The organism is Bradyrhizobium sp. NBAIM08 (genome assembly GCF_020193935.1).
GTDB lineage: Bacteria > Pseudomonadota > Alphaproteobacteria > Rhizobiales > Xanthobacteraceae > Bradyrhizobium > Bradyrhizobium yuanmingense.
Window position 1 is genome coordinate 1 of the sequence record NZ_JADYVR010000233.1, and the last position, 461, is coordinate 461.

Below are 461 nucleotides of genomic sequence, written 5' to 3' on the forward strand. Positions count from 1 at the left end.
AAAATTGCTTGCCTGGCATCAGAAGGCGACACGGTTTGGGTGCAATTTGTAAAAGTTACGTTATTAGCATGGCGGATATAGTACCCCCAGGCCGGTACATTTCCAAATACACTGCCTTTCGGATATTTGCCGCTGTATTCTGCAGGTTCGGCGGGTACGGAAGTTAAGCCACCCTTAGCCTGAACATTAACATTAGTAAAGCGAACACCGTCTACGCGGTAGATATTATCCTTCGTGACCAGACCGGAAATAACGCTGCCGGTTGGTGTTGCCATATTGCCGCAATCAACGTTTTGAATCGAAATATTACCAACTACACCAGTTTTTTTTGAGCTACCAATCGGAGTAGTACCCCGCAAATTAGCACCGTTAAGAATGAAAACGAATGAGGGGAACCCTGAAATATTCAAATTAGAATAGTTGATATTACTGATGTCCGCACCATCGGCACTGTTCAGTTC

General features: G+C 44.7%; 1 protein-coding gene. It reads right to left on the reverse strand.

Features of this window, described 5'->3' with window-relative positions:
- Positions 1–461 (reverse strand): hypothetical protein (locus I6F37_RS39265; protein WP_225154266.1); only part of this gene is annotated, 461 nt, incomplete at both ends.